This is a genomic window from Neisseria shayeganii 871, from assembly GCF_000226875.1.
In the GTDB taxonomy this organism is placed as follows: domain Bacteria; phylum Pseudomonadota; class Gammaproteobacteria; order Burkholderiales; family Neisseriaceae; genus Eikenella; species Eikenella shayeganii.
The window spans coordinates 1708823-1733586 of sequence record NZ_JH164926.1; the positions used below are offsets into that span (position 1 = coordinate 1708823).

General features: G+C 55.8%; 24 protein-coding genes and 1 pseudogene. 5 read left to right on the plus strand and 20 right to left on the minus strand.

Annotated elements, in window-relative coordinates; genetic code table 11:
* Nucleotides 1-270: 270 nt before the first annotated feature.
* The gene (gene trmB / locus HMPREF9371_RS07930; RefSeq protein WP_040660366.1) at nucleotides 271-972 is read right to left on the minus strand and encodes a tRNA (guanosine(46)-N7)-methyltransferase TrmB; all 702 of its coding nucleotides are present in this window, start codon (nucleotides 970-972) and stop codon (nucleotides 271-273) included.
* A gap of 155 nt (nucleotides 973-1127) precedes the next feature.
* Here trmB and recA point away from each other — a divergent pair, with 155 nt between their 5' ends.
* Both recA and trpE read left to right on the plus strand, forming a co-directional pair.
* Nucleotides 1128-2186 carry a recombinase RecA gene (gene recA / locus HMPREF9371_RS07935; protein ID WP_009119521.1) on the plus strand — a complete coding sequence of 353 codons (1059 nt, stop codon included), beginning with the start codon at nucleotides 1128-1130 and terminating at the stop codon, nucleotides 2184-2186.
* A 95-nt stretch (nucleotides 2187-2281) separates the two neighbouring features.
* Nucleotides 2282-3757, plus strand: coding sequence for an anthranilate synthase component I (gene trpE / locus HMPREF9371_RS07940; RefSeq protein ID WP_009119522.1), 1476 nt, complete (start codon nucleotides 2282-2284; stop codon nucleotides 3755-3757).
* Between the two features lie 318 nt (nucleotides 3758-4075).
* Here the strand turns inward: trpE and HMPREF9371_RS07945 are convergent, their stop codons facing one another.
* The 4 genes from HMPREF9371_RS07945 to HMPREF9371_RS07960 all read right to left on the minus strand — a co-directional run bounded on the left by HMPREF9371_RS07945 (nucleotide 4076) and on the right by HMPREF9371_RS07960 (nucleotide 7477).
* Nucleotides 4076-4741, minus strand: a complete 666-nt coding sequence (locus tag HMPREF9371_RS07945; protein ID WP_009119523.1) for a histidinol-phosphatase — start codon at nucleotides 4739-4741, stop codon at nucleotides 4076-4078.
* A complete protein-coding gene (gene hda / locus HMPREF9371_RS07950) occupies nucleotides 4738-5406 on the minus strand; it encodes a DnaA regulatory inactivator Hda (protein WP_009119524.1) in 669 nt (222 codons plus the stop codon). The genes HMPREF9371_RS07945 and hda overlap by 4 nt, the downstream gene beginning before the upstream one ends.
* An 87-nt stretch (nucleotides 5407-5493) precedes the next feature.
* The gene (gene gltX / locus HMPREF9371_RS07955; RefSeq protein WP_009119525.1) at nucleotides 5494-6891 is read right to left on the minus strand and encodes a glutamate--tRNA ligase; all 1398 of its coding nucleotides are present in this window, start codon (nucleotides 6889-6891) and stop codon (nucleotides 5494-5496) included.
* Nucleotides 6892-7072: 181 nt separating this feature from the next.
* Nucleotides 7073-7477, minus strand: coding sequence for a Spy/CpxP family protein refolding chaperone (locus tag HMPREF9371_RS07960; protein WP_156787011.1), 405 nt, complete (start codon nucleotides 7475-7477; stop codon nucleotides 7073-7075).
* A 187-nt stretch (nucleotides 7478-7664) separates the two neighbouring features.
* On the opposite strand from HMPREF9371_RS07960, the gene rpe reads away from it, so the two are divergent.
* Nucleotides 7665-8348 (plus strand): ribulose-phosphate 3-epimerase, encoded by a 684-nt coding sequence (rpe, locus tag HMPREF9371_RS07965; protein WP_040660369.1) that lies wholly within the window; start codon nucleotides 7665-7667, stop codon nucleotides 8346-8348.
* 83 nt (nucleotides 8349-8431) lie between these two features.
* Here the strand turns inward: rpe and HMPREF9371_RS07970 are convergent, their stop codons facing one another.
* The 3 genes from HMPREF9371_RS07970 to HMPREF9371_RS07980 form a co-directional block, all read right to left on the minus strand.
* On the minus strand, nucleotides 8432-8731 hold the full coding sequence (locus HMPREF9371_RS07970) for an H-NS histone family protein (protein ID WP_009119529.1): 300 nt from the start codon (nucleotides 8729-8731) through the stop codon (nucleotides 8432-8434).
* Nucleotides 8732-8881: 150 nt separating this feature from the next.
* On the minus strand, nucleotides 8882-9253 hold the full coding sequence (locus HMPREF9371_RS07975; protein ID WP_009119530.1) for a hypothetical protein: 372 nt from the start codon (nucleotides 9251-9253) through the stop codon (nucleotides 8882-8884).
* A 27-nt stretch (nucleotides 9254-9280) separates the two neighbouring features.
* Nucleotides 9281-9532, minus strand: a complete 252-nt coding sequence (locus tag HMPREF9371_RS07980) for a BolA family protein (protein ID WP_040660372.1) — start codon at nucleotides 9530-9532, stop codon at nucleotides 9281-9283.
* Nucleotides 9533-9697: 165 nt separating this feature from the next.
* Here HMPREF9371_RS07980 and mnmE point away from each other — a divergent pair, with 165 nt between their 5' ends.
* Nucleotides 9698-11059, plus strand: a complete 1362-nt coding sequence (gene mnmE / locus HMPREF9371_RS07985; RefSeq protein ID WP_009119532.1) for a tRNA uridine-5-carboxymethylaminomethyl(34) synthesis GTPase MnmE — start codon at nucleotides 9698-9700, stop codon at nucleotides 11057-11059.
* Nucleotides 11060-11729: 670 nt separating this feature from the next.
* Here the strand turns inward: mnmE and thrB are convergent.
* A pseudogene (gene thrB / locus HMPREF9371_RS07990) lies at nucleotides 11730-12638 on the minus strand (homoserine kinase); the annotation flags it as partial.
* A 223-nt stretch (nucleotides 12639-12861) separates the two neighbouring features.
* Here thrB and HMPREF9371_RS07995 point away from each other — a divergent pair.
* Nucleotides 12862-13167 (plus strand): PepSY domain-containing protein, encoded by a 306-nt coding sequence (locus HMPREF9371_RS07995; protein WP_009119535.1) that lies wholly within the window; start codon nucleotides 12862-12864, stop codon nucleotides 13165-13167.
* A gap of 69 nt (nucleotides 13168-13236) precedes the next feature.
* Here the strand turns inward: HMPREF9371_RS07995 and efp are convergent, their stop codons facing one another.
* The 11 genes from efp to nuoI form a co-directional block, all read right to left on the minus strand.
* Nucleotides 13237-13797, minus strand: coding sequence for an elongation factor P (gene efp / locus HMPREF9371_RS08000; protein ID WP_040660994.1), 561 nt, complete (start codon nucleotides 13795-13797; stop codon nucleotides 13237-13239).
* 137 nt (nucleotides 13798-13934) lie between these two features.
* On the minus strand, nucleotides 13935-14324 hold the full coding sequence (locus HMPREF9371_RS08005) for an ACP-like domain-containing protein (protein ID WP_009119537.1): 390 nt from the start codon (nucleotides 14322-14324) through the stop codon (nucleotides 13935-13937).
* Nucleotides 14325-14582: 258 nt separating this feature from the next.
* Entirely contained in the window at nucleotides 14583-16253 is a 1671-nt protein-coding gene (gene recN, locus HMPREF9371_RS08010) for a DNA repair protein RecN (protein WP_009119538.1), read from the minus strand.
* 151 nt (nucleotides 16254-16404) lie between these two features.
* A complete protein-coding gene (locus HMPREF9371_RS08015) occupies nucleotides 16405-17475 on the minus strand; it encodes a zinc-dependent alcohol dehydrogenase family protein (RefSeq protein ID WP_198003639.1) in 1071 nt (356 codons plus the stop codon).
* A 299-nt stretch (nucleotides 17476-17774) separates the two neighbouring features.
* Nucleotides 17775-18074, minus strand: coding sequence for a DUF2818 family protein (locus tag HMPREF9371_RS08020; protein WP_009119540.1), 300 nt, complete (start codon nucleotides 18072-18074; stop codon nucleotides 17775-17777).
* A 162-nt stretch (nucleotides 18075-18236) separates the two neighbouring features.
* Nucleotides 18237-19697, minus strand: coding sequence for an NADH-quinone oxidoreductase subunit NuoN (gene nuoN / locus HMPREF9371_RS08025; RefSeq protein WP_009119541.1), 1461 nt, complete (start codon nucleotides 19695-19697; stop codon nucleotides 18237-18239).
* A 9-nt stretch (nucleotides 19698-19706) separates the two neighbouring features.
* Nucleotides 19707-21224 (minus strand): NADH-quinone oxidoreductase subunit M, encoded by a 1518-nt coding sequence (locus HMPREF9371_RS08030; protein WP_040660374.1) that lies wholly within the window; start codon nucleotides 21222-21224, stop codon nucleotides 19707-19709.
* Between the two features lie 36 nt (nucleotides 21225-21260).
* A complete protein-coding gene (gene nuoL, locus HMPREF9371_RS08035; protein ID WP_009119543.1) occupies nucleotides 21261-23279 on the minus strand; it encodes an NADH-quinone oxidoreductase subunit L in 2019 nt (672 codons plus the stop codon).
* Between the two features lie 18 nt (nucleotides 23280-23297).
* Entirely contained in the window at nucleotides 23298-23603 is a 306-nt protein-coding gene (gene nuoK / locus HMPREF9371_RS08040; RefSeq protein WP_009115728.1) for an NADH-quinone oxidoreductase subunit NuoK, read from the minus strand.
* The gene (locus tag HMPREF9371_RS08045; protein ID WP_009119544.1) at nucleotides 23600-24259 is read right to left on the minus strand and encodes an NADH-quinone oxidoreductase subunit J; all 660 of its coding nucleotides are present in this window, start codon (nucleotides 24257-24259) and stop codon (nucleotides 23600-23602) included. The genes nuoK and HMPREF9371_RS08045 overlap by 4 nt, the downstream gene beginning before the upstream one ends.
* A gap of 12 nt (nucleotides 24260-24271) precedes the next feature.
* Nucleotides 24272-24751: an NADH-quinone oxidoreductase subunit NuoI gene (gene nuoI, locus HMPREF9371_RS08050; protein ID WP_009115726.1), complete on the minus strand. Its 480-nt coding sequence runs from the start codon at nucleotides 24749-24751 to the stop codon at nucleotides 24272-24274.
* Nucleotides 24752-24764: the final 13 nt, after the last annotated feature.

Genomic DNA, 24764 nt, shown 5'->3' on the forward strand with positions numbered 1-24764 from the left:
GCGATCGGGTACTCAGCAATAACCGCCGCGCCTGACTTATTCGGCTGTTCAGGTAGCCTGAGGCGTCTCCACACGCCCTGGATGCCTATCCCAATATCCAACATCTCCGTTGCCGCACTATGCGCCCAACATCCCGCGTGCTCTGCGTTGACGCTGTTGGTAAGATGTTCCATCTGGTCCGCACTTCCGCTTTGCAGCCACGTTTTTTCCTCGAAAACCGCTGCGCAAGGAGATTTAAACGGATTCTTTAATCAAGTATTAATTAAGCTGCTAAAGCTTCACAAACACCAAATCCCATACCCCGTGCCCCAAGCGTTTGCCGCGGGCTTCGAATTTGGTTTCCGGGCGGTAGTCGGGCGTCGGTGCATAATCAGCGGCGGTATTGGCCAGCTCGGGGAAACCGTTTAACACTTCCAGCATCTGTACCGCATATTCTTCCCAGTCGGTAGCCAGATGCACATAGCCGCCGCTTTTGAGCTTGGGCAATAATTTCGCCACGAAAGGCGGCTGAATCAGGCGGCGTTTGTGGTGGCGTTTTTTATGCCAAGGGTCGGGAAAGAAAATGTGGATGCCGTCCAAGCTGCCGTCGGCCAGCATGTTTTCCACCACTTCCACCGCATCGTGGCGCATCACGCGGATGTTGGCGAGGCCCTGCTCGGCCATCAGCTTGCACAAATTGCCCACGCCCGGCCCGTGCACATCGATGGCCAGAAAGTCTTTTTCGGGCAGGCGGCGCGCAATTTCGGCCGTGGCGGTGCCCATGCCGAAACCGATTTCGAGAATTTTCGGCGCCTCGCGGCCAAAAGCGGCGGCCAAATCCAGCGGCGCGTTTTGATAATCCACGCCGAAACGCGGCCAGTTTTCATCAATCGCCCGCTGCTGGGCGGCAGTCATGTGCCCTTGGCGCAAAACAAAAGATTTGATGCCGCGGCGCGCGCTGCCGTCGGCGGGAGTGGAGTGGTCGTCGCTCATCGCGCTCAAAGCCTTTCGCTGAAAAAGCGGCATATTGCCAGCATCCGATGCGTGCTTCAAGCCGCAGGCTACCTGAACGCGCCCGCCCACAGCACCGCGGCTTTGTGCGATAATCGGCGCTTTCAAGATTAACCGTTTATCCGCAGGTATCCGCAATGGCTGAAGACAAAAACCAAGACAAGAGCAAGGCGCTGGCCGCCGCGCTGGCCCAGATTGAAAAGCAGTTCGGCAAAGGCTCCATCATGAAGATGGACGGCAGCCACAAAGACGAAAATCTGGAAGTGATTTCCACCGGCTCGCTGGGCTTGGATTTGGCCTTGGGCGTGGGCGGCCTGCCGCGCGGCCGCATTGTCGAAATCTTCGGCCCCGAGTCTTCGGGCAAAACCACGCTGTGCTTGGAAACCATCGCCCAATGCCAAAAAAACGGCGGTGTGTGCGCCTTCATTGACGCCGAAAACGCCTTCGACCCGATTTACGCGCGCAAACTGGGCGTGAAAGTGGAAGAGCTGATGGTCTCCCAGCCCGACACCGGCGAGCAGGCGCTGGAAATCTGCGACATGCTGGTGCGCTCCGGCGGCGTGGACATGGTGGTCATCGACTCGGTGGCCGCCTTGGTGCCGCGCGCCGAAATCGAAGGCGAAATGGGTGACAACCACGTCGGCCTGCACGCCCGCCTGATGAGCCAAGCCCTGCGCAAGCTCACCGGCCACATCAAGAAAACCAATACCTTAGTGGTGTTCATCAACCAAATCCGCATGAAAATCGGCGTGATGTTCGGCAGCCCGGAAACCACCACCGGCGGCAACGCCCTCAAGTTCTACGCCTCTGTGCGCCTCGACATCCGCCGCACCGGCCAAATCAAAAAAGGCGAGGACGTGCTGGGCAACGAAACCAAGGTGAAAGTGATCAAAAACAAAGTTGCCCCACCCTTCCGCCAAGCCGAATTCGACATTCTCTACGGCGAAGGCATCAGCTGGGAAGGCGAACTGATCGACTTGGGCGTGGTGCACGGTATCGTGGAGAAATCCGGCGCCTGGTACAGCTACAACGGGGCCAAAATCGGCCAAGGCAAAGACAATGTGCGCGTGTGGCTGAAGGAAAACCCCGAAGTAGCCGACGAAATCAACACCAAAATCCGCGAAAAAGCCGGCATCGAAGTGGCCATCACCGAAGGCACGCTCGATGAAACCGACGGCGAACGGCCGGAAGAATAAAGCCCTGCTGCACAGGCTACCTGAAGTCCCTTTCAGGTAGCCTGTTTCCCATCCCACCCGTATTTCCCGATTCAGACACACACCGCTGCCCCAATATGATTACCCTGCAAGAATACCAAGCCCAAGCCGCCGCCGGTTACAACCGCATCCCGCTGGTACAGGAGCTGCTGGCCGATTTGGACACCCCGCTCTCGCTCTACCTCAAGCTCGCCAACCAGCCCTACAGCTACCTGCTCGAATCCGTGGTCGGCGGCGAACGCTTCGGCCGTTATTCCTTCATCGGCCTGCCCTGCCACACCTACCTCAAAGCCAGCGGCCGCAAAGTAGAGCGCTACGAACAACACCGCCTGGTGGAAGTGCACGAAGGCAACCCGCTGCCCTTTATCGAAGCCTACCACCAAAGCTTCAACACGCCCGACATCCCCGGCCTGCCCCGCTTCACCGGCGGCCTGGTCGGCTACTTCGGCTACGAAACCATCTACCACTTCGAACACTTCGCCCACCGCCTGCAACAGCCGCACAAGCCCGACACCATCGGCACGCCCGACATCCTGCTCATGCTGTCGCAGGAATTGGTGGTGGTGGACAACCTCAGCGGCAAAATCTACCTCATTGTTTACGCCGACCCGGCCGAAGCGGAAGGCTACCTGAAAGCCCGCGCCCGCCTCGAAGAGCTGCGCACCCGATTGCGCCAGAGCTGTGCCCTGCCCCTTTCGCTCGGCAGCCCGGCCACCGAGCCGGAACACGAAACCGGCGAAGCGCGCTACAAAAGCTATGTGCAGAAAATCCGCCAATACATCCTCGACGGCGACTGCATGCAAGTGGTGCCCAGCCAGCGCATGAAACAGCCCTTCAGCGACAACCCGCTCTCGCTTTACCGCGCCCTGCGCACGCTCAACCCCTCGCCCTATCTGTTTTACTACCACTTCGACGACTTCTTTGTGGTCGGCTCCTCGCCCGAAATCCTGGTGCGCCGCGAAGGCAGCAGCGTGGTGGTGCGTCCGATCGCCGGCACCCGCCTGCGCGGCAAAACTCCGCAGGAAGACGCCGTGCTGGCCGCCGAATTGTTGGCGGATGAAAAAGAAACCGCCGAACACGTGATGCTGATCGACCTGGGCCGCAACGACGTCGGCCGCATCAGCCAAACCGGCCAAGTGCGCGTAACCGACAAAATGGTGATCGAGCGCTATTCGCACGTGATGCACATCGTCTCCAACGTGGAAGGCACGCTGAAAGACGGCGTGAGCAATATGGACATCCTCGCCGCCACCTTCCCCGCCGGCACCCTCTCCGGCGCCCCCAAAGTACGCGCCCTGGAAATCATCGAAGAACTGGAGCCGGAGAAACGCTGCATCTACGGCGGCGCCGTGGGCGTGTGGAGTTTCAATAACGACATGGATTTGGCCATCGCCATCCGCACCGCCGTCATCAAAGACGGCATGCTCTATGTGCAAAGCGGCGGCGGCATCGTGGCCGATTCCGACGAAGAGGCCGAATGGCAGGAAACCCAAAACAAAGCCCGCGCCGTCTTGCGCGCCGCCCAAATGGTGCAGGAGGGCTTGGACAAATAAACCTGATGGATACCACATCAGGCGTATCGTTGTTTGGCTTAGCGAAGCGGTACGGGACGAGCCGAAATGCATGGCTTTAAACAATAAAAATCAGCCGGAGCATAGTGCAAGATGCTCCGGCTGATTTTTGACTTGCCTTGCGGTTTTGCCTCATCCCATCCTCAAACCCTCCTTCGCACCCCTCACATATGGATGCAGTTCAAGGCATGGCAGCGCAGCGAGCGTGAACATCAGGAATCCCTGCGGGACAGACATACCACAAGAATAGGCGACAGATCAGATTTTGCAAAGGTCTCAAGCTGCTTATTGTGAACAGCCTCACATAAAATTCAACACCGGCCAGCCGCGTTTGGCGGCGGTTTCGGCAATCACCGCATCGGGGTTGACCGCCACCGGATCGCTCACCAATTCCAAGAGCGGTAAATCGTTGCGCGAGTCGCTGTAAAAATAGCTTTTGCCGTAGTCGGCCAGCGTTTCGCCGCGTGCGGCCAACCATTCGTGCAGGCGGGTGATTTTGCCTTCTTTGAAGCTGGGGGTGCCGACATAGGCGCCGGTGTAATTGCCCTGTTCGTCGGTTGCCAGGCTGACGCCGATCACTTCGGTGATGCCGAACTCGCGGGCGATGGGGGTGATGATGAATTCGTTGGTGGCGGAAATCATCAGCAGCACGTCGCCGGCGTCTTGGTGGCTCTTCACCAGCATTCTCGCCATCGGGCTGATGTTGGGCAGGATGAATTCGGCCATGAATTCGCGGTGCATGGCATCCAGCTCGCTGCGGCTGAAACGGCTGAGCGGTTCCAGCTGGAAAGCGAGAAATTCGTCGATGTCGAGGCGGCCTTGCAGATAATCTTGGTAGAACTTTTCGTTTTTCATATCGACAAAAGCTTGGTCCACCAGGCCTTTTTTCATCAGGTAGCGCGGCCATTCGTTGTCGGAGTCGCAATTGATGAGGGTGTGGTCGAGGTCGAAAATGGCGAGGTTCATGGGGTATCCTGTTGTTGCAGCAATTGTTTGAGCAGGGCTAAGGTGATGGTGCGCTGGCGGGTGACGGCGTAGCGGTCGAGCGCGTCCAAAAGGCGCAGCAGGCTGTCGATGTCGCGCCGCCAGTGGTTGATCAGGTAGCGGAAAATATCGGGCGAGATGTGCAGCTGGCGGGCTTGTGCGGCTTGGATTAAGGCGTGGATTTTTTCTTCGTCGCTCAGCGGCCGGATTTCGTACACCAGACAATAGCCCATGCGGGTGCGCAAATCTTCGCGCACCGCCAAAGCGGCCGGGGCGCACGAAGCGCTGAGCAGCAACGCGCCTTGGCCGCTTTGGCGGATGCGGTTGAACGCGTTGAACAAAGCGGCCTGCCCGGCTTCATCCAAGCACTCCACCTGATCCACCGCCAAACGCTCCGCCTGTGCCTTGTCTTCGGTGAGCGCCTGTCCGGCCACATCCACATAACAGGCCGTCTTACCCTGTTCTCCGGCCTGTGCCGTCCAAGCCCGTAGCAGATGGCTTTTGCCGGAACCGGCTTCGCCCCACAGATACACAAACGGCGCCTGCCCGGCTTGCAAAACGTGCAGCAGCTCGGCATTGGCTTGGCCGAGAAAGGCATCGAAAGCCGGCTCAGAGGGCGGTGGAAAATCAAGCAGCAGTTGGTTCACGAAAAGCGGATCAAATGAAAATAATGAATGAGGAGCAGCAAAAGGCTACCTGAAAGCAAAAGAGGCTTTTCAGGTGGCCCGACTGCGTTAATGGCTGCGGATGCGGTGCAACACTTCTTCGCGTCCGATCAGGGCCAACACTTCATCCACCGACGGCGTTTTGGCGGTGCCGCACACGGCCAAACGCAAGGGCATACCGAGTTTGCCCATTTTGATGCCTTCGTCGTCGCAGAAGGGTTTGAACAGGGCGTGGATGCTTTCGGCATTCCATTCGGGCAGGGCTTCGAGCCGCTCGGCAAAGCGCCGCATGCGGCCGGCGGCTTCGTCATCCCAGTGCTTCTGCACATCGGCTTCGGCAGGCGTGGCTTTGCGGTAGAAATACAGGCATTCGTCGGCCAGCGTGTTGAGGTCTTGGGCGCGGTCTTTGACCAAAGCGAGCACGTCTTCCAGCGGCGGGCGGGCGGTGTCGTGGACATTGCGCACCGCCAAACGGGGCTGCACCAGCTCGGCCAGTTTGCGGTTGTCGGCGGCTTTGATGTGCTCGCCGTTGATCCAATACAGTTTTTTCTCGTCCATGCGGCTGGCGGAGGCGGACACGTTTTTCAGGTCGAACCATTCCACAAACTGTTGCATGGTGAAGAATTCGTCATCGCCGTGCGCCCAACCCAAACGGGCCAGATAATTGAGCAGCGCTTCGGGCAGAATGCCCATTTGGTCGAACTCGGTAATCGCTACCGTGTCGCCGCTGCGCTTGGAGATTTTGCGGCCCTGCTCGTTCAAAATCATCGGCAGGTGGGCATATTGCGGCAATTCGGCGCCGATGGCCTTCAAGATATTGATTTGTTTGGGTGTGTTGTTCACATGGTCGTCGCCGCGGATCACATGGGTAATGTCCATGTCCCAATCGTCCACCACCACGCAGAAATTATAGGTGGGGGTGCCGTCGGCACGGGCGATGATGAGATCGTCCAAGGTATTGTTGGGGATGCTGATTTCGCCTTTTACCAAGTCGTGCCAGGCGGTCACCCCTTCGGTGGGCGTTTTAAAGCGCACCACCGGCTCGCGGCCGGCCGGAATCTCGGGCAGGGTTTTGCCCGGCTCGGGCCGCCAGCGGCGGTCGTAAGTGGCCGTGCCTTCGCGCTGCGCCTGTTCGCGCATGGCTTCGAGTTCCTCTTTGCTGCAGTAGCAATAATAGGCGTGGCCTTGTTCGAGCAGGCGGGCAATCACCTGTTTGTAGCGCTCGAAGCGGCGGGTTTGATACACCACGTCGCCGGCGTTGTCGTAGTCCAAACCCACCCATTGCATGCCGTCCATGATGATGTTGACCGATTCGGCGGTGGAGCGTTCCAAATCGGTGTCTTCAATGCGCAGCAGGAACTCGCCTTTGTGGTGGCGGGCGAAGGCCCAGGAGTAGAGGGCGGTGCGCACGCCGCCGATGTGCAGGTAGCCGGTGGGGCTGGGGGCAAAACGGGTTTTGATGGTCATGGTGTTCTCAAAATCATGCTTGGATGGCCGTAAAGGCCGTTATTGTAACGGATTCGGCTGCCAACGGTGAATGCAAACCGCTGGTGTTCTGCGGCCTCTTACCAGTTATCGCAGATAACGCAAATCAGGCTACCTGAAAGCCGTTTCAGGTAGCCTGTTGATTTTTCATGCGGCCGCTTGCTTAACTTTGCACGCAACGCAGCAACCATTCCTGCCGCTGTTGCGGCGTGAGCACTTGGAACATGGCGTGTTGCGCCCGCAGGCTTTCGATTTCGCGCTGCATCTGCAAAGCGTATTTGCCGTTCACATAATGGCGGGCTAAGTTTTCATCGAAGGTGGGGGCGGTCAGCACTGCCCGCGGGCCGCCTGCTGCGTACTGGCGCGCACTGCGCATCTGCATCAGCAAGGCTTCGGAGCGGTGGCGGTAGTCGGCACGCAAACGGCGCAGTTGATCCTGCTGTTCGGCGCTTAAAGACAATTGGCGGATGTCGCAGCCTTGCCCGTTTGCATAAGCAAGCGCGCTGCCGGACAATAAGGCAGCGCAAAGCAGTATTCGGGCGTAAAAGGCGGTGGAACGCATGGGCATGGAGCGGTCTATAATGCCCGGCAAGCAGGCGGTGAAAATTGGCCGCCAGTATACAAAGCAGCGCGTGAAACAGGGTATACTTATAGTAAGCTTATGTAAATTCAGCCTGCCCGCCGCATTTTGAATTTATTTGTATTTATTAAAAAATACCCTGCTGTTTTGCTTAAATTTTTGTAAAAGGTTGATTATGACTGACTACCGCATCGCCCCCAGTATTTTATCGGCAGATTTCGCCCGCTTAGGAGAAGAAGTCCGCCAAGTGGCCGCTGCCGGCGCCGACTGGATTCATTTCGATGTAATGGACAACCATTACGTCCCCAATCTCACTTTCGGGCCGATGGTGTGCGCCGCCTTGCGCCCGCACATCCAGCTGCCGATTGATGTGCACCTGATGGTAGAGCCGGTGGACGACATGATCAAAGCCTTCGCCCAAGCCGGCGCCGACATCATTACCTTCCATCCCGAGGCCAGCCGCCACATCGACCGCAGCCTCGGCTTAATTAAAGAACTCGGCTGCCAAGCCGGCTTGGTGCTGAATCCGGCCACCCCGGTGTATGTGTTGGAAAATGTGCTGGACAAGGTGGACATGGTGCTGCTGATGTCGGTGAATCCCGGTTTCGGCGGCCAGAAATTTATTCCGCAAACCCTCACCAAAATCCGCCAAGTCCGCTCGCTCACCGACCTCTACGAAAACGAAACCGGCCGCCGCATCTGCATCGAAGTGGACGGCGGCATCAAAGCCGACAACATCGCCGAAGTGGCTGCGGCCGGCGCCGATACATTTGTAGCCGGCTCCGCCATTTTCGGCAAGCCCGATTATGCGGTCGAAATCCAAGCCATGCGCCAGGCGCTGGCCCGAGCCGGTCAATAGATTGGGGCGTTTGCCTTTACTGAGCCAAATAAAACACAGGCTACCTGAAACGGCATTTCAGGTAGCCTGTATTGATCCCAAACTTATACCAAGAATGTTTTGATGTCGATGCCTTTTTCCACGGCTTCCACAATCCATTTCGGACGTTTGCCGATGCCGCCCCAAGTGGCGCCGGTTTCCGGGTTTTTATAGCAGGCAGTGCCGGTTTTCTTACGGCCGCCTTTTTCCAAATCGGCCACCGTAATATCGAAAGCATTCATCATCGACAAAATTTCGGCGATTTTCTTTTTGCGGTCGGCCGTGATTTTGCGTTGGATTTGGGCTTCCAATTCCTTCTTCTGCTGCATCAGGGTTTCTAAAGAAACGTTTTCTTGATTGCTCATAGTTTTTCCTTTATGAAAGGGTTATGTGTGATGCCGTGCATTATAAAGCAATTTCCCCAAATGCCAACTGTTTCATGAAAACATTAGCGGAATACGGCATTTTCTTTGCCGCATTCCGTTGTCTTTATTTCATCTTCTTACATTACGTCTTCAGAGATCATAACAATAGAAGTGCGATACCGTTTCGCCGTTGTGCGACACCGTTACACTGCCGGTGTAATCCTCCGGCGCCTCATCGGAATAACACCCGCCTTCGCTCACTTGGTAACGGTAAGGGCCGCTGCGGAAGGTCCATACCGGGTGGGCACACACCCCGCTTCCTTCCACACGCTCCACGCCGCCACGCAAGCGCAAAGCCGGGCGGCTGCGCGAGCCGCCGTCCGGCCACGCGGTATAGTGCAGCGTATTGCCGCTGCGGCTGACTGCCACGTGGATATCCGAATTGTGGCAAATAAACAGATCCCGCGCCTGCGCAGTAGCAGCCGCGCCGATTAAGGCACACATTAAAACAAAAGCTTTCATCACTCCCTCCTGTTTGAAACGGCAGATCTAACGGTTTTGTTTGGCCGCCCACTCTGCCGGCGTGGCGGCCGTGCTGATCGACAAAGCATGCAGTTCATTGCTGGCCAGTTTGTCGGCCAAGCCGTCTTTAATTAGGCGGTGGCGCGCCAAACGCGCTTTGCCTTCAAAAGCCGAAGAAACAATATGGGCGAAAAAGTGGTGGCCGTCGCCTTCCACTTCCAAGTGTTCGCACGGCACAACGGCTTGAATCATGGCTTGTACTTGTTCGGGACTGAGCATGGTCTGCATCCTTTTATTGGCGGGTTAATTGGAAACCGCTTTATTGTAAAGGCTACCTGAAAGCAGGGTAAACCCATTTTTCAGATGTCTTCTCCGCACATTGGCTTTGCTTTACCGCCAAAGCTATAATCGGCAGCAATTCAAACTTCCCCATAGGTGTCTGCCATGTCCTCCTCCCTGCCCGTGATTGCCGCCATTGCCACCGCGCCCGGCCGTGGCGGCGTCGGCGTGGTGCGCCTGTCGGGCAAAGACCTGCTGCCGCTGGCGCAAACCCTGAGCGGCGGCAAAACGCCGACACCGCGCATGGCGGTCTATACTGACTTCTACGACGCACAAGGAGACACCATCGACAACGGTCTGCTGCTGTATTTCGCCGCCCCGGCCAGCTTCACCGGCGAAGACGTCATCGAATTGCAGGGGCACGGCGGGCCGGTGGTGATGCAGATGCTGCTGCAACGCTGCCTACAGCTCGGTGCCCGCCTGGCAGAACCAGGCGAATTCACCAAGCGCGCTTTCCTCAATAACAAGCTGGACTTGGCCCAAGCCGAAAGCGTGGCCGACCTCATCGACGCCTCCAGCCAATCGGCCGCCCGCATGGCGCTGCGTTCCTTGAAAGGCGCGTTTTCCGATCACATCCGCCGCCTGGTGGACGACCTGATTACCCTGCGCATGCTGGTGGAGGCCACTTTAGACTTCCCCGAAGAAGAAATCGACTTTCTCGAAGCCGCCGACGCCAAAGGCAAACTGGCCGCGCTGCAAACCCAGCTGGCCGCCGTACTGCAACAGGCGCAGCAGGGCGCCATTTTGCGCGAAGGCATGAACGTGGTGCTGGTGGGCGCGCCGAACGTGGGCAAATCCAGCCTGCTCAACGCCCTGGCCGGCGACGACATCGCCATCGTGACCGACATCGCCGGCACCACCCGCGACACCGTGCGCGAACAGATCACACTGGACGGCGTGCCGGTGCACATCATCGACACCGCCGGCCTGCGCGAAACCGACGACGTGGTGGAGCAGATCGGCATCCAGCGCAGCCAGAAGGCGGTGCAGGAAGCCGATGTGGCGTTGATCCTGATCGACCCGCAGGAAGGCATCAACCCCACTACCCGTGCCATTCTCGACAGGCTACCTGAAAGCCTGAAACGCATCGAAATCCACAATAAAATCGATTTGCGCGGCACCGAACCCGGTGCGGGCCGTTCAGGTAGCCTCAGCGGCGCCGACACGGTGATCCGCCTTTCCGCCAAAACCGGCGCCGGTCTCGACCTGCTCAAACAAGCCTTGCTTGACGAAATCGGCTGGCAGGGCGAAAGCGAAAGCCTGTTTCTCGCCCGCAGCCGCCACCTGCATGCCTTGCGTCAGGCGCAGGAAGAACTGGCACTGGCCGCGCTGTGCGGTAATCATCAGCTCGAATTGTTGGCCGAACACCTGCGCTTGGCACAAGCCGCCTGTAATGAAATCACCGGAGAATTCACCGCCGACGACCTCTTGGGCGTGATCTTTTCCCGTTTCTGCATCGGCAAATAAAGTCTGCACCGCAACAAGCTGAAACTTTCCCAAAACTTCCAAACAGTTTAAGGCGTTAACGCACAACCTGTGTAGACGGTATAAATTCTGGTGGGCAGATATATCCACATACAAAGTTAAACGAGCCATCGGCGCTTCCAATAAGCGCACAACACACAAAGGCACCACCAGTGCAGGTACAAATGGAGATTTTGCAAAGGTTTTAGCCTGAAACCTTACTTGAGCAAGCAATACGCGCAAAAAAGCAGGCGCAACGCCTGCTCTGCCGCCCTCTTTTCAGGTAGCCTACTCAACGACATTCTTCCAACACCGACTCCCCGCCGCTTCCGCTGCCGTCCGTCCATTGCCAGCTTTCGTACAAACGCAGGCGGCCGTCTGCCTGTCGCTCGATGCGGCTGCGGCAGCGGCCGCTGCGGCTTTGCCAGGCGCGGTTCAGGTGCTGGTAGGTGAATTCGAAGGTGTCGGCCGTGCTCATGCGCCCGATGAGAAAGCCTTTGCGGATCTCGCCGCCGGCATATTCGGCCCATATCATTTCGCCTTGTTGGCGGTAATGGAAACGTGTGTCGCCGCCCACTTCGCCGTTGTCGGCGTTGCAAATGGTGCGGAAAATTTTTCCGTCCAGGTCGGCCGCTTCCGCCGTCACGGCCCCGCCTGCGTCCTCATCGCGGAACGCCAGCAATAAATCGCGGAACACATTCGGGTCTTTGATAAAGGTCATCTCGCCGCCCTGCGGGAAGTGGTAGTCCAGCAGCCGCGACACCCAGAAGCGGATGCAGCCGGCGCGGTGGGCCAGCGGCAGGTAGGTGGCTTCTGCCTCGCTCAAAGGGCGCACGCTTTGGTAGCCGTCCATAAATGCCTGTTGCAGCTTGGGCGACAGACGGTTGTCGGCCAGCCGCGCCCAATCGTTGACGGCGATGGCGATGTCGTACACAAAGCTGCCGCGGCAAGCATAATAAAAATCGATGAAACCGGCCACCTGATGGCCGTTGAGCAGCACATTGTCTTTAAACAGATCGGCATGAATGATGCCGTGCGGCAGGTGGTCGTCGGGGTGAGCGGCCAAAAACGCGATTTCGTCTTGCAGCAGCGCCGCATCCTCCGCATCCAAACACGGCAGCAGGCGCACGCTTTCGCGCTGCCACCAAGCCGCATGGCGCGGGTTGGCCATGTGCTGGGGAAACGACTGGCCGGCCAAATGCATCTGCGCCAGCATGGCGCCGGTGTGGAAGCATTGTGCGGCATCCGGCACCGCGGTGTCGCGGCCGTTGAGGCAGCTCACCAAACAGGCCGGTTTGCCGGCCAGGGTGCCGTCGAAACGGCCGTCCCGCCGTGCCACCGGCGCCGGACAGGCCACGCCGTGCCGGCTCAGATGCTGTTTCAGCTCCAGAAAAAACGGCAGCTCTTCCTGCGTGAGCGCCTCGAAAATGGTGAGCACAAAACGGCCGCGTTCTGTGGTGAGGAAGTAGTTGCTGTTGGTCACGCCTTGCGCGATGCCCTGCAGCGACACCAGGCCGCCGAGGTCGTAGTCTTCAAGGAAAATGCGCAATTCAGAGTCGGAAACGCTGGTGTAAACAGACATGGGGGGCGGCCGTTTCGGGGTCGGAAAAGAAGCCGCGATTTTAACAAAAGGAAGAAAAGGCAGGCTACCTGAAACTGCCTGCGCGATTACAAATTTTTGCGGTCGGGATAACCTATCCTGACCCTTTCCTATATCGGCGCTAATTTTCCCCGCCTAGAATACCCCCATCGCCAAACAGCACCTGCTGTTTGCCTTATTCTTTTCCCATTATGGAGGTTTCACCATGTTGCACACCCGTAAAAACATCGCCTGGGGCTTGGCCGCTGCGCTGATGGCCGCTTCCGCTCCCGCTTTTGCCGACAACGACGAGCTGCACTACCAGCAAAACCGCAGCCAATACATCAGCTACGAGCAGGCCGCCAAAATCGCGGCGGATAAGGTCGGCGGCCAGGCCGGCAAAGTGGATTTCGAATACAGCCGTACCCAAGGCGCCTATTTTGAAGTGGACGTGATGGGCCGCGACGGCGAATACGATGTCATCATCGACGCCAAAACCGGCCGCGTGCTTTCCAGCCAGCGCGATTATTAACACTCTCGTGAAGCAATCGGGCTACCTGAAACAGCTTTCAGGTAGCCCGATTTTTGATACGGAGCAGTTTTAGGCGCGTTTGCGGAATTCGCCGGTGCGGGTATCGATTTCCACTTTGTCGCCGTTTTCGATGTAAGACATCACTTGGATTTCGGTGCCGCCAACCAAACGGGCGGTTTTCATGACCTTACCGGAAGTGTCGCCTTTCACCGCGGGCTCAGTGTATTCCACTTCGCGCACGATGATGGTGGGCAGCTCCACGGAAATCGGGTTGCCTTCGTAGAAAGTAACCTCGCACACGTCTTCCATGCCGTCCACGATGAATTTCAGGTTGTCGCCGATGTTTTCGGCTTCGATTTCGTATTGGTTGAACTCTTCGTCCATAAACACATACATGGGGTCGGCAAAATAGCTGTAGGTGCAGTTTTTGCGGGCCAACACCACCACGTCGAATTTGTCGTCGGCTTTCACAATGGTTTCGGAAGCCGCGCCGGTGAGCAGGTTTTTCAGCTTCATGCTCACTTTGGCCGAAGAACGGCCGCCTTTGATGTATTCGGTTTTCTGCACCACCATCGGATCGTTGCCGACCATAAACACATTGCCGGCGCGCAGTTCTTGTGCGGTTTTCATATCGGTATCTCTTTCAAATAAACGGGTAAAATCAAAACGCAGCATTTTAGCGCAGTTCGGCTGCTTTGAAAACCGCGCGGGCGCCGCATGAAAAACCGCCCGCAAAATGCGGGCGGGCGGCTACGGCTGCAAACCGGTTAGCGGCGCGGACGGCAGCTTTTGTAAATAATCTCTTGACCGGGCGAAGTCACCATCACGGAACGGCTGCGGTAATTGCGGCGATCCAGATAGTCGGTGCTCAGTTTGAAGTTGTTTTCGTCGCCGAAGGTGGTGGCGGTGCGGTCTGATACGCTCAGGTTAACCGGCATGTAGCGGCGTTTGCCGTTCATATAGGCGGAAGCGTAAACCGGCAGGTCTTGGCGGTTGAAGCCGTAGGTAACGGTCAGGCGTTTGCCGCCTTGGCAGGTGTAGCGTACTGAAGCGGTGCGTACCGCGTCTTCGTGGTTCAAATCCGGTGTTTGGGCTTGGGCACTGCCGGCAACAAAAGCGGCGGCAGCAACAAAAGCGGCGTAAACGGCTTTTTTCATAACATTTTTCCTTAGGTGATGTAGGAGGGATGGGTGTGTTGTTTCCCATCCCCTGTTGCCACAGAGTGGGAGCGCTCTATCCGAAAGCAAACCGCCCCCGGACAGACGGACGCATTGTATAGAAAACGCACCTTTATCCCAACCTTCCTACAGATATTTGACACTTTTTACACGCGTTAAAATAGTGCACCCGCGGCATGCGCCAAACACCACACAAATTCATCCGACTCTGCAGGTATGAACACTATGCCCGTTTATCTACCCGCCACCCGTTTGCGCCAAGGCCAGCATTTCTGCCGCGTGGCGCCGGGTGGTGTCGGTAATGGTTTCGCCGCCGAGCATACGGGCAATTTCCTCCACCCGCCCGCTGCCGTCCAGCTGCCGGATTTCGCTGGCGGTCTGACCGTTTTCCATGTGTTTGACCACCTGCCAATGCTGTTCGCCGCAGGCGGCCACTTGCGGCAAATGGGTAACCGCCAAAACTTGGTGTTTGGCCCCCAAGCGCCGCAAGGCCCGGCCGACGGTTTCGGCCACGCCTCCGCCGATGCCGGTGTCCACTTCGTCAAAAATCAGGGTCGGCACGCGGGTATATTGGCTGGCCACCACCTGCAGCGACAGGCTGATGCGCGCCAATTCGCCGCCCGAAGCCACTTTGCTTAAGGGGCGCAGCGGGCTGCCCTGATTGGCCGCCACTTGGTATTGCACCTGCTCCAAACCGTGTGCGGAAGGCTGGGCGGGCAACAAAGCAATCTGGAACTGCGCGCCCTTCATCGACAAATGCTGCATATGGGCCGTGGTTTCGGCGGCCAAACCGGCGGCGGCCGCGGCTCTGGCGGCCGACAGCCGGCCGGCCGCTTCCCGATAAACCGCTTCGGCGGCCTCCGCCTGTTGCTGCAAGGCGCCCAAATCCGCCGCTGCCGCCAACTCGGCCAATGCCTGTGCCAAAGCGGCCAATTTGGCCGGCAGGGCCTCCGGTTCGATGCGGTATTTACGCGCCATGCCCATCAGCTCGCCCATTCGGGCCTCTTGGGCGGCCAACTCTGCGGGGTTGATTTCCACATGGGCGCAAACCGCACGCATATTGGCGGCCACTTCGCCCAATTGGGCCTCTATCTCTCCCAACATCTCCAAACTATCGGCAAAACGGGGCTCGATGCCGCTCAGGTCGGCAAGTTGTTTCTGGCAACGGGACAACAGGCTGTTCAAACCGCCCTCCCCATCGACGTATTCGCGCACACTCTCCGCCGCCTGCAACAACTCGGCCGCGTGGGCCAGGCTGTCATGGCTGGCGGAGAGCGACGCCCATTCTCCTTCCGCCGGGGCCAGCTTCTCCAATTCGCCGTGTTGCCAAGCCAAACGCTCACGCTCGGTTTCCAATTGCTCGGCCTGCTCGGCCGCTTGGCGGCAGGCTTCTTGTGCCGCCTGCCAAGCGCGGTAGGCGGTTTTGACCTGCGCCGCCAAATCCAGGCTACCTGAAAAGGCATCCAACAGATCGCGCTGCGCGGCTTCGGTATTGAGCGAATGGTGGGCGTTTTGGCCGTGGATGTCGATCAGGCGGCTGCCGATTTGCTTGAGCTGCGCCAAGGTGGCGGCCTGATTGTTGATAAAACTTCGGCTTTTGCCCTTGGCATCGATGATGCGGCGCAGAGAGAGCTCCTCCGCCCCCTCTGCCAACAGGCCTTGCTCCTGCAGCTCCGCCCGCACCGCAGGCAGCTCGGAAAGGTCGAACAGAGCGGACAACTGCGCTTCTTTCGCACCGTGGCGGACTTGTGAAAAATCCGCCTTATCGCCCAACAGCAGGCCGATGGCATCGAGGGTAATCGATTTACCGGCACCGGTTTCGCCGGTCAATACCGTAAAGCCGGTGTCGAAATCCAAATGCAGTTCGTCAACAATCACGAAATCGCGCAGGGAAAGATTGAGCAGCATGGTCGTGCAGAGAAGCAGTTCAGACAAAGCGGCGATTATAGCGCAAAGCGGCGCCACGACACGGCCGGCTGCTGCGTTTCAACAAGCGGCACCAATAAAAAGGCTACCTGAAAACAGCGAACTGCTTTCAGGTAGCCTCATGGCGGCGGCATCACATTTCGATGATGACTTTCATTGCCTTGGTGTCTGCCGCATGTTTGAAGACATCATAGGCTTTTTCCATGTCGCTGAACGGGAAGTGGTGGGTGGCCAGTTTATCCATCGGCAGCTTGCTGGCTTCGCAAGACTTCAACAGCATACCGGTGGTATTGGCGTTGACCAAGCCGGTGGTGACGGTAATGTTTTTAATCCACAAGCGCTCGATTTCAAAGCTGACCGGTTTGCCGTGCACGCCGACATTGGCCAGATGGCCGCCTTCTTTCACCACCTTCTGACACACGTCCCAAGTGGCGGGCAAGCCCACCGCTTCCATGGCACAATCCACGCCCCGGCCTTCGGTGATCTCCATGATTTTGGCCACGGCATCCTCTTTGGCCGGGTTCACGGTATGGGTGGCACCCATTTCTTTCGCCATTTGCAGGCGGTTCTCATCCATGTCCACCATAATCATCGTGGCCGGAGAATAAAATTGGGCGGTCAGCAGGCAACCCATACCCACCGGGCCAGCGCCGACAATGGCAATCACATCGCCGGGTTTGACTTGGCCGTACTGCACGCCGATTTCATGGCCGGTGGGCAAAGCGTCAGACAGAAACACCGCCACATCGGTATTCAGGCTGTCGGGCAGGTGGTAAAGCGAATTATCGGCAAAAGGCGTGCGCACATATTCGGCCTGAGTGCCGTCGATCATATAACCCATGATCCAACCGCCGTCTTTGCGGCAGTGGGCATACAGCTGTTTCTGGCAGTTTTCGCAGGAGCCGCAACGGCTGACACAGGAAATAATGACTTTATCCCCTTTTTTGAAGTTTTTGACGGCCGGGCCTACCTCTTCCACAACACCGATGCCCTCATGCCCCAAAATCCGGCCCTTCCATTCGCCGGTTTTCTCGCGGGCCACCGCCTCGATTTCCGGGTTTTTGCCTTTCCAAATGCCCAGATCGGTGCCGCAAATAGTGGTTTTGGTCACACGGATCACCGCGTCGGTGGGCTCGATGATAGTGGGAACGGGACGCTCTTCAAAACGGATATCGTTTTCGCCGTAATACGTCATCGCTTTCATGGTCTTGCTCATGGGGCTTCTCCTAAAGTGGGAATATGGGTGGCTGGACGGGCGGCAGATTGACCGTGTCCGCGACGAATTATAAATCCGACTTGATCCAAACGGGGCGATTCATGAAAATTTATTGATTGAATACATTATGTTATGCAATAACATCAAGTGAAATCCGTTGAACAACCCTGGTTCGGCTCACGTCCCACCCAAGCGGACGCCTCAGCATTGGTTTAGACAGCCGGAAAACAGCAGCCAGCCCGTCCTGTTTACTGTTGGCACCACACAAGCAAGCTTGCCGGCTCTTCCTATTCCCGATTGCGCCCGTGCCAGAAATAGCGCAACACAAAAGCCGGAAAAGCGAAAATCAAATACAGGCACAGCACCACCACATAGAAAGCCCATCCTTGGTCGTGCACGGCACCGCTTTGTGCCTCCAGGGCATACGCCAATGCCCCCACAAACAGAAAACCCGCCACCAGTTCCAGCAAATGGTGGGGAAACCGTTTCTTCGGCAGTTTTTTCACGCCGAACCAGCGATTGCCGACAAAGGGCAGATTGGCACACACCAGCGCCACCGCCAACAAAACATACATGGGTGCAGTCATCACAGGCACTCCTTTAGCAAACTTATCAAACTATAAAACAGCATGGGGCAAAAAACCGCGGGCCGCACAACAACCTGTTCCCATAGTTCCTCCCCCCTCAACCGGCCACCGCCATAAACAATTCAGGCTACCTGAAGGTTTCAGGTAGCCTGCGTCGGAGATTTAGAATGTTTTCTCAATCGCGTACAGACACCAATCCATGACCGATTTGGGCAACACTCCCCATACCAGCAACAGCAGCGCCCCTGCCGACAATACCGCTTTGCCGGCTGCCGTCATCATAAACGGCGCACGCTCTTCCGTGCCGTCCACATACATCACCTTCACCACGCGCAGATAGTAGAAAGCGCCGATCAGCGACATCACCACCGCAAACACGGACAGCCACACATAGCCCTTGGCCACCAAAGCGCTGATCACGGCGAACTTGGCATAGAAGCCCATCAGCGGCGGGATGCCGGCCATGCTGAACATCACCAGCAGCATCAAGAAGGCATACCAAGCATTGCGCTGGTTCAAGCCGGCCAGATCGCTGATTTCGTTACAGTCTTGGCCGTCTTTCGACAACAACATCAACACACCGAAGCCCACCATGCCCATCAGCGCGTAAGCCAAAGCGTAATACAGAGCGGCGGCAAAACCTTGGGTGCCGCCCATAAAGGCGAGCAGGATAAAGCCCATGTGCGACACGGTCGAGTAAGCCAGCATGCGCTTGATGCTGGTCTGCATAATGGCAGCCAGATTGCCCACCAAGAGCGATGCGACGGCCAACAGGTTCAACATCATCATCCAATCTTCGCTGCTGCTGCCCAAGCCGTTGACCAAAATGCGGAAGGCAAACACCGTGGCCGCAATTTTCGGGGCCGTGCCCACCAGCGCAGTCACCGCGGTGCTGGCACCTTCATACACATCGGGCACCCACATATGGAAAGGTACGGCACCCAGCTTGAAAGCAATGGCCACCACCACAAACACCAACCCCAGCTTCAACAACCACGGGCTGGCGGCTTGGCCGTCGGCCATCAACAAATTGTGCGAAACAGACAACACATCCGGCAACGACAAGGTGCCGGTGGCGCCGTAAATCATGGAAATACCGTACAGCAGCAAACCGGAAGCCAAAGCGCCCAGTACGAAATACTTGAGTGCCGCTTCACTGGCGAAGGCATCCTCACGGCGCAGGGCAATCAGGGCATACAGCGACAGCGACAGGATCTCCAAGCCGATATACAAGGTCAGGAAATGGGTGGCACTGGCCATCACACACATGCCGAGCAAGGCAAACAGGCTCAAAGTGTAAAATTCGCCCTTATAGATTTGCCGGCCTTTCAGGTAGCCTTGCGACATCACAAACAACATGAAAACCGCAGCATACATGGCCAATTTGGCCACCAGCGACAGGCCGTCGAGCACAAACATGCCATTGAAAGCCAAAGCCGCTTCACCCGGCCAAACGGCTACCTGAACCGCAGCGGTTGCCGCCACGGCCAACATGGCCAATATGGCGGTAATACCGCGCTTAGCATCCGACAGCCACAAATCCACCAGCAATACCACGCACAATGCCGTCAACAAGACGATTTCAGGCATGGCGATGTTTAAATTCAAATCAGTCCAGTTCATTCACACACCTCAAATCTTGCTTTGGGCCACTTGGGCGATCAAATCGTTGGCCGCCTGATGCACCACCTCGATAAAGGGCTGGGGCCACAGGCCCATGCCAAGCACGGCCACCGCCAAAATCGCCAGAATGGCAAATTCGCGGCAGTTGATGTCTTTCATTTCCCTCACTTCGGGATTGGTGATGTCGCCGAAAATGGTGCGTTTGTACATCCACAAAGTATAGGCTGCGCCGTAAATCAGGGTCAGTGCCGCCAAAGCGCCCACCCAGAAATTCACCTGCACCGCGCCCATGATCACCATAAACTCACCCACAAAACCAGAAGTGGCGGGCAGGCCGGCATTGGCCATGCCGAACAACATCATGAAGGCGGCAAATTTCGGCATCACGTTCACCACGCCGCCGTAATCGGCAATATTGCGGGTATGCAGGCGGTCATACATCACGCCGATGCACATAAACATAGCGGCCGACACAAAACCGTGGGAGATCATTTGCACAATCGCACCTTCCAAGCCCCAGCGGTTCAGTTCGCCCAAAGGGCTACCTGAAAAGATGCCGCTGAACATAAAGATGCCCAAGGTCACAAAACCCATGTGGCTGATGGAAGAATAGGCCACCAATTTTTTCATGTCGGTCTGCACCAAGGCCACCATGCCGATATAAATCACGGCAATCAGCGACACCACCACCACTACCGGCGCAAAGAAACGCGCGGCATCCGGCAGAATCGGCAGGATAAAACGCAAAAAGCCGTAAGCGCCCACTTTGAGGGTAATCGCCGCCAACACCATGGAGCCGCCGGTCGGCGCTTCCACGTGGGCATCGGGCAACCAAGTGTGTACCGGCCACATCGGCACTTTCACCGCAAAAGAAAGGAAAAAGGCCACAAACAACCATTGCTGCACCGGCAAGTCAATTTTGGCGATGCGCTGCAAATCGGTAATCGCAAAGCTGCCGTCAGCCTGTGTAGACAGATAAATCAAAGCCACCAGCATCAACAGGGAGCCGAGTAAGGTGTAGAGGAACAGCTTAATGGAAGCGTACACACGGCGCGGGCCGCCCCACACGCCGATAATCAGATACAGCGGAATCAGCATGCCTTCGAAAAACACATAAAACAGAATGGCATCCTGGGCGGAAAAAGCGCCATTGATCAAACCCGACATCATCAGGAAGGCACCCATATACTGCGCCACCCGTTTCTGAATCACCTGCCATCCGGCCAACACCACCATCAGGGTAATAAAAGCATTCAGAATCACGAACAACACAGAAATACCGTCTACGCCCAAAGCATAGTGGATGTTCAATGAGGGAATCCAAGCCAGTTTTTCGACAAACTGATAGCCGCCGTGTAAACGGTCAAAGCCGGTAAACAGCGGAATGGTAACCAGAAAGCCGGCCAACGAACCGATAAAGGCCAAAATGCGGGCCAAGCCGGCTCGCTGATCGCCGCCGGTAGCCAAGACCAGCACGCCGGCTGCTATCGGCACCCAAATGGCCAGACTGAGTAAGTGATCGTACATATTCATAACCTGATAATTGAAATTGAATCCCTACCGTTACTTCATCAGCAAGTCTTTAAAGAAGATGGCAATCAGCACCAACAACCCAAACACCATCACCGTAGCGTAGGTATAAATAAAGCCAGTTTGCATTTTGCGCACCCGTGCGGAAACCGCACCCACCAGCTTGGCTGAATTATTGACAATACCGTTGTCGATAATGGCAATGTCACCAACCTTCCAAAAGAAGTTGCCCAATGCGCGGCTGCCTTTGGCAAATACGTTGTAGTAAATCGTATCTAAATAGTATTTATTATCCAAAAGTTTATAGATCGGGCTAAATGCAGAAGCGATTTTCGCCGGTAGATGCGGTGCTTTCACATACAACACCCATGCGGTAACCACGCCTGCAATGGCAAGATATAACACAGGGGTATGCAAACTGTGTGAAACCATAGCCAAGGGGCCGTGGAATGCTTCTTTCATTTGCGCCATAACCGGATGCGCTTCATGGTTGACATAAATCACATCTTTGAAGAAATCGCCGTATAGCATAGGTTCGATGGCAATATAGCCGATGATTACCGACGGAATCGCCAACAAAATCAGCGGCAAAGTAACCACCCAAGGGCTTTCGTGCGGATTATCGTTTTTACCCAAACCGTGATGGTGTCCGTCATCGTGACCGCCTGAATGGTGTTCATGATGGATTTCACGCCACTTTTCTTTACCGTGGAAAACCATAAAGTATTGGCGGAATGCATAAAAAGCTGTAACGAATACGCTGGTGAGCACGGCAAAGTAAGCAAAGCCGCTACCGGACAGATCGCTAAAATGCACGGCTTCAATAATCGAATCTTTCGAATAGAAACCTGAAAACAGCGGCGTGCCGATAAGAGACAAGTTACCAATCAACATAGTGATCCAGGTAATCGGCATGTATTTTTTCAGATTGCCCATATGGCGCATATCTTGGTCGTGATGCATACCGATAATGGCACTACCCGCTGCTAAGAACAGCAATGCTTTGAAGAAAGCATGGGTCATCACATGGAACATGGCGATTGAGTAGGCAGACACGCCCAAGGCCACAGTCATATAACCTAATTGAGACAAGGTAGAATAAGCCACCACGCGTTTAATATCGTTTTGGATCGTACCGAGAAAGCCCATAAAGAGCGCAGTAATCGCACCGATTACCATAATCACCGAAAGTGCCGTAGTAGACAATTCATAAATCGGCGACATGCGCGATACCATAAACAAACCGGCCGTTACCATGGTTGCCGCATGAATCAATGCAGAAATAGGTGTCGGACCTTCCATCGAATCGGGCAGCCAAACATGCAGCGGGAACTGGGCAGATTTACCCATCGCGCCCACAAATAACAGCAGGCAGGTTACGGTAATCAAATCCCAACCGAAAATCTGCATGCCTACTACATTTGGCAAATAAGCAAACACATCGGCATAACGCAAGCTGCCGCCGAAATAAGCCAATACCAAACCGATACCTAAGATGAAACCGAAGTCACCTACGCGGTTAACCAGAAAAGCCTTCAAGTTTGCAAAAATCGCGCTTTCACGTTTGAAATAAAAACCGATGAGCAGATAAGAAACCAAACCTACGGCTTCCCAACCGAAAAACAACTGAATGAAGTTATTGCTCATCACCAGCATCAACATGCTGAACGTAAACAACGAGATATAACTGAAGAAGCGTTGGTAGCCTACTTTCTCGTCGTGCATATAACCAATGGTATAGATATGCACCATTAAAGAAACGCTGGTTACCACCACCATCATCATGGCTGTTAAAGTGTCTACTAAAAATCCGACAGAAAAATCTATCCCGCCCATGGTTAACCATGTGTATACATTTTCATCGAATTTGGTGCGCGAGCCGTTAATAAAGCCCCACAACACATAAGCCGATAATACGGCGGAAACGGCTACGCCTAAAATGGTTACCGTGTGTGCACCGGCACGGCCGATTTTATTGCCGAACAAACCGGCCAGCAGAGAACCTGCCAGCGGAATCAGAGCAATCGCCAGATATAAGCTCATATCGTTCATTTTTCTTATTTCTCCCGATTAACCCTTCAAACTGTTCAAATCCGCTACATTAATCGTGTTGCGGTTACGGAATACCAATACCATAATCGCCAAACCGATGGCAGACTCGGCTGCCGCAACAGTTAGCACGAAGAACACGAAAATCTGCCCCGCAGTATCGCCAAGGTATTGTGAAAACGCGATAAAGTTAAAATTCACTGCCAACAGCATCAACTCGATCGACATCAACAATACCAACACGTTTTTGCGGTTCATAAAGATACCCATCGCACTGATGCCGAACAGCAAGGCGGCGAGCACCAAATAATGCGTAATCGTAATCATGCTTTGCCCTCCTCTGCCTGGCCGTCTGAATCTGTTTCAGGCTGTGCGGGCTTATGCACCACAGCTTCCATTTTCACCATACGCATACGGCCTTCTTTGGCATTCACTTTCACTTGATCGGCAGGATTAATATATTTGGGGTTAACCGTTTTGCGGTGTACCAACGCAATCGCTGCCACCATGCCCAGCACCAACAGCACCGCAGCCAATTCGAACGGCAGCAAATAAGTGGTGTAAATTTGGCTGCCCAAATCGCGCACGTTGCTGTAATCGGCGGGAATATCTTTCATGGGGCCGAAGGCGGCCAAATTGGTATCAGGCGCAACCAAAATCAAAATAAGCGCCACCGCCATCAACACGCCTACGGTAAATGCCACCGGAGCATTGCGCCAAAAGCCCGCACGCATTTCTTCGATGTCGATGTTCAACATCATCACCACAAACAGGAACAGCACCATTACTGCACCCACATACACCACCACCAAGGTAATGCCCAAAAATTCGGCCTGCATCAGCATCCACATCATTGCCGACATACAGAAAGTGAGCACCAAATACAAAGAAGCGTGCACAGGGTTTTTGGCCGTAACGGTTTTTACCGCACCGAATAGGATAATGGCCGCCAATATGTAGAACATAATCAGAGAAAAAGTCATGGTTCTGTTCCTTTAGCGGTAGGGTGCATCGGCAGCTTTGCGTTTGGCGATTTCGGCTTCGTATTTGTCGCCAATCGCCAGCAGCATGGGTTTGGTGTAGTGCAAATCGCCGCGCTTCTCACCGTGGTATTCGAGAATATGGGTTTCCACAATGGCATCGGTCGGGCAGGCTTCTTCGCAAAAGCCGCAAAAAATGCACTTGGTCAAATCGATATCGTAACGGGTGGTACGGCGGCTGCCGTCTTCGCGTTGTTCACTTTCGATATTAATCGCCATTGCCGGGCAAACCGCCTCACACAGTTTGCAGGCAATGCAGCGCTCTTCCCCGTTCGGATAGCGACGCTGGGCATGCAGGCCGCGAAAACGCACCGACTGCGGCGTTTTTTCTTCGGGGAACATAATCGTTTCTTTGCGGGCGAAAAAGTTTTTGAGCGTAACGCCCATGCCTTTTACCAATTCGCCGAGCAGGAAGGTTTTTACTAAATTAGCCATAATTCACTCTCTC

Coding starts and splice junctions, on each gene's coding strand:
- trmB (WP_040660366.1), bottom strand. CDS start 972: ATGAGCGACGACCACTCCACTCCCGCCGACGGCAGCGCGCGCCGCGGC.
- recA (WP_009119521.1), top strand. CDS start 1,128: ATGGCTGAAGACAAAAACCAAGACAAGAGCAAGGCGCTGGCCGCCGCG.
- trpE (WP_009119522.1), top strand. CDS start 2,282: ATGATTACCCTGCAAGAATACCAAGCCCAAGCCGCCGCCGGTTACAAC.
- HMPREF9371_RS07945 (WP_009119523.1), bottom strand. CDS start 4,741: ATGAACCTCGCCATTTTCGACCTCGACCACACCCTCATCAATTGCGAC.
- gltX (WP_009119525.1), bottom strand. CDS start 6,891: ATGACCATCAAAACCCGTTTTGCCCCCAGCCCCACCGGCTACCTGCAC.
- HMPREF9371_RS07960 (WP_156787011.1), bottom strand. CDS start 7,477: ATGCCCATGCGTTCCACCGCCTTTTACGCCCGAATACTGCTTTGCGCT.
- rpe (WP_040660369.1), top strand. CDS start 7,665: ATGACTGACTACCGCATCGCCCCCAGTATTTTATCGGCAGATTTCGCC.
- HMPREF9371_RS07970 (WP_009119529.1), bottom strand. CDS start 8,731: ATGAGCAATCAAGAAAACGTTTCTTTAGAAACCCTGATGCAGCAGAAG.
- HMPREF9371_RS07975 (WP_009119530.1), bottom strand. CDS start 9,253: ATGAAAGCTTTTGTTTTAATGTGTGCCTTAATCGGCGCGGCTGCTACT.
- HMPREF9371_RS07980 (WP_040660372.1), bottom strand. CDS start 9,532: ATGCTCAGTCCCGAACAAGTACAAGCCATGATTCAAGCCGTTGTGCCG.
- mnmE (WP_009119532.1), top strand. CDS start 9,698: ATGTCCTCCTCCCTGCCCGTGATTGCCGCCATTGCCACCGCGCCCGGC.
- HMPREF9371_RS07995 (WP_009119535.1), top strand. CDS start 12,862: ATGTTGCACACCCGTAAAAACATCGCCTGGGGCTTGGCCGCTGCGCTG.
- efp (WP_040660994.1), bottom strand. CDS start 13,797: ATGAAAACCGCACAAGAACTGCGCGCCGGCAATGTGTTTATGGTCGGC.
- HMPREF9371_RS08005 (WP_009119537.1), bottom strand. CDS start 14,324: ATGAAAAAAGCCGTTTACGCCGCTTTTGTTGCTGCCGCCGCTTTTGTT.
- recN (WP_009119538.1), bottom strand. CDS start 16,253: ATGCTGCTCAATCTTTCCCTGCGCGATTTCGTGATTGTTGACGAACTG.
- HMPREF9371_RS08015 (WP_198003639.1), bottom strand. CDS start 17,475: ATGAAAGCGATGACGTATTACGGCGAAAACGATATCCGTTTTGAAGAG.
- HMPREF9371_RS08020 (WP_009119540.1), bottom strand. CDS start 18,074: ATGACTGCACCCATGTATGTTTTGTTGGCGGTGGCGCTGGTGTGTGCC.
- nuoN (WP_009119541.1), bottom strand. CDS start 19,697: ATGAACTGGACTGATTTGAATTTAAACATCGCCATGCCTGAAATCGTC.
- HMPREF9371_RS08030 (WP_040660374.1), bottom strand. CDS start 21,224: ATGTACGATCACTTACTCAGTCTGGCCATTTGGGTGCCGATAGCAGCC.
- nuoL (WP_009119543.1), bottom strand. CDS start 23,279: ATGAACGATATGAGCTTATATCTGGCGATTGCTCTGATTCCGCTGGCA.
- nuoK (WP_009115728.1), bottom strand. CDS start 23,603: ATGATTACGATTACGCATTATTTGGTGCTCGCCGCCTTGCTGTTCGGC.
- HMPREF9371_RS08045 (WP_009119544.1), bottom strand. CDS start 24,259: ATGACTTTTTCTCTGATTATGTTCTACATATTGGCGGCCATTATCCTA.
- nuoI (WP_009115726.1), bottom strand. CDS start 24,751: ATGGCTAATTTAGTAAAAACCTTCCTGCTCGGCGAATTGGTAAAAGGC.